5 protein-coding genes are annotated in these 9,261 nt (G+C 41.8%); all 5 read left to right on the top strand.

Going from position 1 to position 9,261, the window contains the following annotated elements; translation table 11 throughout:
• Positions 1-42: 42 nt before the first annotated feature.
• The 5 genes from KO473_RS04295 (at position 43) to KO473_RS04315 (ending at position 9,119) form a co-directional block, all read left to right on the top strand.
• Positions 43-3,327 carry a TonB-dependent receptor gene (locus KO473_RS04295; RefSeq protein WP_122130564.1) on the top strand — a complete coding sequence of 1,095 codons (3,285 nt, stop codon included), beginning with the start codon at positions 43-45 and terminating at the stop codon, positions 3,325-3,327.
• A gap of 12 nt (positions 3,328-3,339) precedes the next feature.
• Positions 3,340-5,361, top strand: coding sequence for a RagB/SusD family nutrient uptake outer membrane protein (locus tag KO473_RS04300; RefSeq protein ID WP_122130545.1), 2,022 nt, complete (start codon positions 3,340-3,342; stop codon positions 5,359-5,361).
• 225 nt (positions 5,362-5,586) lie between these two features.
• Positions 5,587-6,621: a YeiH family protein gene (locus KO473_RS04305; protein ID WP_181996047.1), complete on the top strand. Its 1,035-nt coding sequence runs from the start codon at positions 5,587-5,589 to the stop codon at positions 6,619-6,621.
• Positions 6,622-6,738: 117 nt separating this feature from the next.
• Entirely contained in the window at positions 6,739-8,685 is a 1,947-nt protein-coding gene (locus KO473_RS04310) for a heavy metal translocating P-type ATPase (protein ID WP_122130563.1), read from the top strand.
• Positions 8,686-8,687: 2 nt separating this feature from the next.
• Positions 8,688-9,119: a Fur family transcriptional regulator gene (locus tag KO473_RS04315; protein ID WP_005809711.1), complete on the top strand. Its 432-nt coding sequence runs from the start codon at positions 8,688-8,690 to the stop codon at positions 9,117-9,119.
• Positions 9,120-9,261: the final 142 nt, after the last annotated feature.

Below are 9,261 nucleotides of genomic sequence, written 5' to 3' on the forward strand. Positions count from 1 at the left end.
ACGTTAATTTTATGTGATTGGAAAATTAAAAACATGAAAAACATGAAAGTGAAAAACAATTGTAAGTTACTATTGGCTTTATTGCTGTCTGCCGGGTTTGCTCCCTCGGCTGTCTTTGCAACATCGGGCAAGCCTAATGTTGTAGTAAAAGAGGCTTTTCAACGGAAAAATACAATTTCCGGCAAAGTGACGGACGCCAATGGAGAGCCGGTTATTGGAGCCAGCGTCGTAGAAAAGGGAACCACTAATGGAGTCGTGACAAATTTAGAGGGGGACTTTTCTCTGTCTGTCCCGGATGGTGTGATAGTCGTAATTTCATATATCGGCTATAAGTCTCAGGAAATAAAAACGTCTCCGGGAAAATCGTATAATATTACTTTGAAAGAAGATTCGGAGGTTTTGGATGAAGTCGTGGTTGTGGGATTCGGTACCCAGAAAAAGGTAAACCTGACAGGGTCCGTCAGCGTTGTTTCAGCCAAAGAGTTGAAAGAACGTCCGGTGACCAATGCGGCACAAGCATTGCAAGGTATGGTTCCGGGACTACGAATCACACAGACGAACGGTAGCCTGGAAGATAAACCAAGTGTAAATGTTCGCGGTACTACCACTATCGGACAGGGAACCAGCGGTGAACCTTTGGTTTTAGTTGATGGAATGGAAGGTGATCTTAATTCCATTAATCCTCAGGACATTGCCAATATTTCTGTTTTGAAGGATGCGGCTGCATCATCAATATATGGTTCACGTGCACCATTCGGTGTAATCTTGATCACAACCAAATCAGGAAGCACGGAAGGCAAAACCCAGGTAAACTATAATAATAGTTTCCGCTGGGGAAACCCCATTAATATGAACCATATGATGAATTCGGTTGACTTTGCCAGTTGGATCAATGACACCAATACCAATGGAGGAGGTGGAACCTACATTACAAATGATCGTATGAAAAAGATTGTTGCCTATCACAATGCCAAACCTTACGGATCTGCACAACGTATCACTGACGATGGGACTATCTTGTACTCCCTCTTGGCCGGTGATAACGGATACTGGCAAGATGGCTATGTGACCGGGGTAGATGATATTGATTATTATGATATGATTTTTAAAAAGTGGACCTTCTCACAAGAACATAATTTTAGTGTCAATGGAGGCACTAAGAAGTTGAATTATTATGCTTCATTCAATTATCTGGACCAAGGTGGTTTTATGAATCTGGGAGAAGAGGGATTATCTCGCTACAATGGCACTGCAAAGATTGGTTCCGAACTGACTAAATGGCTCAAGTTTGACTATACAATGCGATTTACCCGGGAAGATTACAAACGCCCCGCAACAATGACTAACTCTCTATATTCGGACATGGCTCGTCAAGGTTGGCCTGTTTTACCTTTGTATGATCCCAACGGTTACTATTTTTATGCCCCTTCTCCCATATTGGGATTAGCGGAAGGAGGAACCGGTAAGATTCAAACGGATAACATGTATCATCAAGTGAGTTTTACTTTCGAACCGGTAAAAGACTGGATTACACACGTGGATTTCAATTACCGTATCAAGTCGGCCAATAACTACTGGGATAAACAAGTGCTTTACAACCATGATGTGGAAGGCAATGCCTATGCTTGCGACAAATATTCGAATGTACACGAAGATTATTATAAAGAGAATTATTATAATTTCAATATATATACCGAATACACACACCAATTCAACCAAAAGCATGATCTTCATATAATGGGTGGCTTCCAGGCTGAAAATCTGAAACAAACTCAATTCGGTCTGCAACGTGACGGTATTATGTTTCCGAATAAACCTCAGGTAGACTTGACTAACGGGCTCGATTACGACGGAAATCCCATAACCCCATCTGTCAATGGATCCCGCAATGACTGGGCTACAGCCGGATTTTTCGGACGTATCAATTATAGTTATGACGGAAAGTATCTGCTCGAAGCAAATCTCCGTGCAGATGGCACATCACGTTTCCGCAAAGGCAACCAGTGGAAAACCTTTCCTTCTTTCTCTTTGGGATGGAATGTTGCGCGTGAACACTTCTTTGAACCTTTGAACAATATTGTCAATATTCTTAAGTTTCGCGCTTCCTACGGTTTATTGGGAAACCAAAATACAACGAACTGGTACCAGACTTATCAAACCATGTCGGTGGGTTCTTCGAATGGCGCATGGCTGATGAATGGCAATAAACCCAATACCGCTTCGGCTCCGGGACTTGTTTCGGCTTCATTAACCTGGGAGACAATTGAGAGTTATAATTTAGGATTGGATTGGGGAGTATTCAATAATCGTTTGACCGGATCATTCGACTGGTATATCCGCGATACAAAAAATATGGTTGGCAACGCTCCCGAACTACCGGCTCTGCTGGGTACAGGTGTACCGATTACCAACAATACAGACTTGAGAACCTCCGGATGGGAACTTTCAATCGGTTGGAATGACCGCTTGAATAATGGTTTTACGTATGGCGCGAAATTTAACGTCTCGGATGCCCGTACGAAAATCACACGATATCCGAATAATCCGACTAAAGCAGTCAGTACGTATATTGAAGGACGCTATACCAATGAGATATGGGGATATACTACAGTGGGACTTGCAAAGACAGATGAAGAAATGCAGGCCCATTTGGCAACAATGCCTAACGGTGGACAAAGCGCATTGGGTTCGGACTGGAAGGCAGGAGATATTATGTATGCAGATATAAACGGTGATGGCAAGATTTCCGGTGGTTCGGGGACACTGAATGATACGGGGGACTGGACCGTTATAGGTAATACAACTCCCCGTTATCTGTTTGGTCTTGATCTGAATGCTTCCTGGAAGGGCTTTGATCTCCGTATGTTCTTCCAAGGGGTTATGAAACGCGACTTCTGGCAAGGAAGTACTTATCTGTTTGGTGCAAGCAATAGCGGAATGTGGCATGCTACCGGAATTGAAAGTGTAAGTGATTACTTCCGTAATGATGATACATGGTCGGTTCAGGAGGGCTATCAGAGTCCTAATCTTAATTCCTATTTACCTCGCCCACTATATAGCAATAAGAATCTACAGACACAGACCCGCTATTTACAGAGCGCTGCTTATATTCGTCTGAAAAACTTACAGTTGGGATATACATTCCCTACCAGACTGACTTCTCGTTATGGAGTCCAGAATTTACGTATATACTTCTCCGGAGAAAATTTGTGGACCGGGACAAGCTTGGTCGATCAATTTGATCCGGAAACAATCTCCGGTGGTTCGGGAGGTAACGGTTATCCGTTGTCGAGAACTCTGTCATGTGGATTAAGTGTAACATTTTAATGGAAGATAACAATGAAATTAAATATTCTACGTTTTGTATCTGTAGCATTACTTGCTACCTCGGTTGTTGCCTGTGAAGATTTTTTAGATAAGCAACCTCCTTCTTATGTAGTTCCGGAAGATTATTATCAAACAGAAAGCCAGGTTCAGGCCATAGCCAATAAACTATATACAGATGTATTGCCCTCTCATGGCGGGAATTATGGAACTTTTGCCTACGATGTTCACACAGACAATCAGGCAACTTTTTCCGCAGACGGCAGATATGCAACAGATCAGTGGAAGGTTGGGCAAACCAACGGCAACTGGTCATGGAGCAATATCCGCAATATCAATTATTCCTTGAATACAATATTAGGTTATTATAATCAAGGAGGAATTTCCGGCTCAGAGCGCAATATTCGTCAATATATTGGCGAGATTTACTTTTTCCGCGCTTACGCATATTTTGATATGCTTCAAAAGTGGGGAGATTTACCAATCTTGAAAGAAGCTATGCCGGATGATGAAACAATCCTGGTAGAGGCCAACAAACGTAGCCCACGCAATGAAGTGGCCCGTTTCATTCTTGCAGATTTAGACAGTGCACTAATTTATATGAGCGACAATTTTGATGACCGTCGCAATCGCCTGTCTCCGGATGTAGCTCTTTTATTAAAATCGCGTGTAGGATTGTTTGAGGGCTCATGGTTGCACTATTTTAAAGGAACTGCCTTTGTACCGAACGGTGAAGGTTGGCCCGGTAAAGATAAAGAGTATAATGCCAACTACGAATATCCTTCGGGTAATATCGATAATGAAATAACCTACTTCTTTACAGTTGCAGCAAAAAGTGCAGAAACTGTTGCTGATAAGTACAAAGGACAATTAACTCAAAATACAGGAATGGTGCCTCAATCGGAAACGGATCCTGACAATCCTTATTTCAGCATGTTTGGCAATATCGACATGTCCGGATACCCTGACGTTTTGCTTTGGCGTGAATACAGCAAAGGACTGAGTATTGTGAATAACATCGAGGTTTCGGTTCAACATGGCAACTATGGTACCGGTTTAACCCGCAGTATGGTAGAAGGCTTTGTCATGAAGGACGGCAAGCCTGTTTATGCATCCCATGATGATTTTTCTTATGATGACAAAACCTTGGCATCAGTCAGAGAAAATGCAGATCCCCGTTTACACATATTCCTGAAAGAACCGAACCAGAAAAATTTATTTAAGAATATGGATGCTGAAGAGGAAATGGGAATGGAGTATGAACCCTATCCGGTCATATTATCGACAAACGAAGAAAAAGGCTATAGTACAGGATATGCAATTCGCAAAGGTGGTACATTCGATAAAAAGCTGTGTGGTAACGGAACCGGCTATACCGGATCAATAGTATTTCGTGCAACAGAAGCTTTTTTGAACTATATGGAAGCTGAGTATCAGTTGACGAAGAATATAGCTTCAGGAAAGATATTGGAGTATTGGAAAACCGTTCGTACAGCAGCCGGCTTCAATGGAACGGCTATTGACCCTCAAGTGACTATCGCATCCACCAATATGGAAAAAGAGAAGTTAGATTGGGGCGCATACTCTGCCGGATCATTATTGACTGACCCTGTTTTGTATAACATACGTCGGGAGCGTCGCAGTGAATTAATGGCTGAAGGATTACGCTGGATGGATCTAATACGGTGGAGAGCATTGGAGCAGATGATGGTGGAACCGTATCATGTGGAGGGAATCCATCTTTGGAACACTCCGATGGAACAATGGTATGATGCCGGTCAGTTGGTTGCTGACGGTAGTTCATCGGCAAATGTCTCAAACGCCAGTTTAAGTGAGTATCTCCGGCCTTATCAGAAAAATATGGGATCCGGGAACTTATATAAGGATGGTTATATCTGGCATATGGCCCATTATTTACAACCATTGCCAATTAAACAATTCCTGTTGACAGCTTCTGACCATACATCCGTCCATTTATCTCCGCTGTACCAAAATCCATATTGGCCCACAACACCGGCAATGCCTGCAGAAAAATAAAAGGATAGTGATCAGTCTGATTGACTTTTCCTGAAATCAAGCTCCATCCCAAGCGTATAGATTATACTTTGGATGGGGCTTTTTTATAATAACAAAACCGGAACATATTTTCAAGAACAGAAATAACGATAAGTTATGGGGTATAAATTTTTTAATTGCTTGCGTCCCGATTTAAAGTGCTTACTTTGTGGTGTACTAATAAAAACACTATAAATAAATTCATTTATGTTAAGCGAAAAAAGAAACAGTATGCTTCACGGGGTCTTGTTAATAGCCCTGTTTTCATGTGCAGCCTTTTACATAGCCGACATGGAGTTCATAAAAAGACTCTCTTTCAGTCCGATGATCGTAGGTATTATTTTAGGTATGCTATATGCCAATAGCCTCAGAAACAATCTGCCGGAAACATGGGTACCGGGTATTCAGTTCTGCTCAAAACGTGTCTTACGGATAGGCATTATTCTTTATGGTTTTAAATTGACTTTTCAGGATGTGCTGGCAGTGGGGCTACCTGCCATATTTATCGATGCCATTGTAGTAGCTACAACTATTCTCGGAGGTATCTTAATTGGACGTATGCTTAAGATGGACCGTGGGGTCGCACTACTGACTTCCATTGGTAGCGGCATTTGTGGTGCAGCCGCTATTTTAGGGGCTGAATCGACCATCCAGACCAAGCCATACAAAACTGCGGTAGCTGTGTCCACCGTAGTTATTTTTGGTACTCTATCAATGTTTATCTATCCTATATTATATAGAAACGGAACTTTTATGTTGTCGCCCAACGAAATGGGAATCTTTACCGGTGCTACGTTACACGAAGTTGCACATACGGTAGGTGCGGGAAATGCGATGGGAAAAGAAATTTCCGATGTTGCCATTATCGTGAAAATGATCCGCGTAATGATGCTGGTTCCGGTACTGTTGATCACCAGTTTCATGGTATCCAGGGCAGCAGTGAAAACAGGCGGACAAGGCGGCCGCATGAAAGACATATCCATTCCATGGTTTGCCATCGGTTTTCTGGCAGTTATCGGTTTTAATTCTTTTGATTTACTGCCACAAGGGTTGATCACTTTCATCAATAATCTGGATACTTTTTTGCTTACCATGGCGATGACTGCATTGGGAGCCGAAACCAGCATTGACAAATTCAAAAAAGCTGGTGCCAAACCATTTATACTTGCTTCCCTGTTGTATCTATGGCTGATTGCCGGGGGATATTTTCTGGTTAAATTCCTTGCACCTGTTTGGATGTAAAAAAGTACCTTCCCGGATTCCGAAATGCCTTCGAAACTTTTCCGGTTGAGTTTTTGCAACTTTGTTGCACCTGCAATCCGCTACCTTTGCATCATAAACCTAATAATAAACATGATTATGGGACAATGCAAATGTGAAACGAATGCAAATATGCGGGTCAGAAATTGCCAGGAAGCAAATGGCTTCATAGGCGAATATTGGAAAGTAATGCTTTCATTGGTGATGTTGGTAGCAGGCGGTATAATGAATCAACTGGATATTGCTTTTTTCAAGGAAAATACAGTTTCTTTGGTTTGGTATGTATTGGCCTATCTGCCTGTCGGCTTACCTGTGATAAAAGAAGCATGGGAAAGTATTCTCCAGAAAGATTACTTCAGTGAGTTTACGTTGATGTCAGTCGCAACATTAGGCGCTTTTTATATCGGGGAATATCCGGAAGGAGTTGCTGTCATGTTGTTCTATTCAGTTGGTGAATTATTTCAGGATCGAGCAATAGACAAGGCTAAACGTAATATCAGTGCCTTGTTGGATGTCAGACCCGAAAAGGCAATGGTAGTGAGAGGGAATGAGATCATTACAGTCAATCCGAAGTCAGTCTTTATAAACGAAATTATCGAAATAAAAGCCGGTGAACGTGTACCGTTGGATGGAATTATGCTTAACGAAATAGCAGCATTCAACACAGCGGCCCTTACCGGAGAGAGTGTTCCACGAGATATTCGCAAGGGTGAGGAGGTACTTGCCGGTATGATTGTTACAGACAAAGTGATCCGGATGAAGGTGACAAAGCCTTTTGATAAAAGCGCATTGGCTCGTATTCTGGAACTTGTAGAGGACGCTTCTGAACGTAAAGCACCGGCCGAATTGTTTATTAGAAAATTCGCCCGTATATATACCCCTATTGTTATCGGCCTTGCCTTTTTGATTGTGCTGATCCCATATATCTATTCATTCATAAACCCGTTATTCGGATTTGTTTTTAATGATTGGCTGTATAAGGCATTGGTTTTTCTGGTGATTTCATGTCCGTGTGCATTGGTTATCAGTATTCCATTAGGATATTTCGGAGGAATCGGAGCAGCCTCCCGTTTAGGTATTTTGTTCAAAGGTGGAAATTATCTGGATGCCATAACCCGTGTCAATACAGTCGTATTTGATAAAACAGGTACTCTGACTAAAGGAGTTTTTGAAGTGGAATCCTGTGAAGTTATTCCAGGCGTTTCAAAAGAAGAACTGATACGTATAATAGCTTCCGTTGAGAAAAATAGTACTCATCCGATAGCCAAAGCTATTGTTAGTTATGCCGAAAAGAAAAAGATTGGCCTTACTGCTGCTGAGAATATAGAAGAGGTTGCAGGTTATGGGTTAATGACTGAGGTTGACGGAGAAAAAGTGTTGGTCGGTAACGCCAGACTGTTGTCGAAATATTCCATTGAGTTTCCGGCGTATATTCTTTCGATAACGGAAACAACAGTCGTATGTGCTGTCGGAAATAAATATATAGGTTACATTACATTGTCCGATGTGTTAAAGGACGATGCAGCAGATACTGTCAGATCACTTAAAGAGTTAAATATTAAGAATATTCAGATTTTGTCAGGTGATAAACAGAGTATTGTTAGCATTTTTGCAAACAAACTGGGACTTACCCGGGCGTATGGTGATCTGCTACCGGAAGGAAAGGTAGAGCATATGGAAAAGCTGAAGGAAAACAAAGATAACCGGATTGCTTTTGTCGGTGACGGAATGAATGATGCTCCGGTACTTTCCTTAAGTGATGTAGGTATTGCGATGGGAGGGTTAGGAAGTGATGCCGCTATTGAAACCGCAGACGTGGTTATCCAGACAGATCAACCTTCGAAAGTGGCGACTGCCATAAAGGTCGGACGTTGTACGCGCCGCATCATCTGGCAGAATGTATCGCTGGCATTTGGAGTAAAATTGCTGGTAATGGTATTGGGAGCAAGTGGTATTGCGACTTTATGGGAAGCAGTTTTCGCAGACGTAGGTGTGACATTGATCGCCATAGTGAATGCTATTCGTATACAGAAAATGATTAAATGAGAATGGAAAATTTGTGTTTGAAGATATTAGAACAAAGAGGAATAAAACCTACTGCCATAAGGATGCTGGTTTTAAAAGCTATGATAGATGCGGAACAAGCTGTTTCACTTCTTGATTTGGAGAACAAACTGGATACTGTGGATAAGTCGAGCATATTCCGAACGATTACCCTGTTTGTTTCCCAACATCTGGCACATAGCGTAGATGATGGTACAGGATCTTTAAAATATGCGGTTTGTGACAGTGAATGTACTTGTGCCGTGAAAGATTTGCATACGCACTTTTACTGTGAATATTGCCATAAGACTTTCTGCCTTGAAAACATTCATGTCCCCGTAGTAGATTTGCCTGAAGGATTTGCCGTACGAAGCATAAATTATGTATTAAAAGGATGTTGCGCGGAATGTGCGGCAGAGCTGAAAAAAGGCCATTAAAAATAAAAGAGGGTGTCCTAGCTGGGTACCCTCTTTTTTTATGTAAAAGTCCGAACTTTCCCAAGCTCGGACTTTTTAATTTGCTCTAAAATGTTTATCTTAGAGCATGTTAATCGATAGTGCAAATATACAATTTAAGGAG

Source organism: Bacteroides sp. HF-4919, assembly GCF_018860125.1.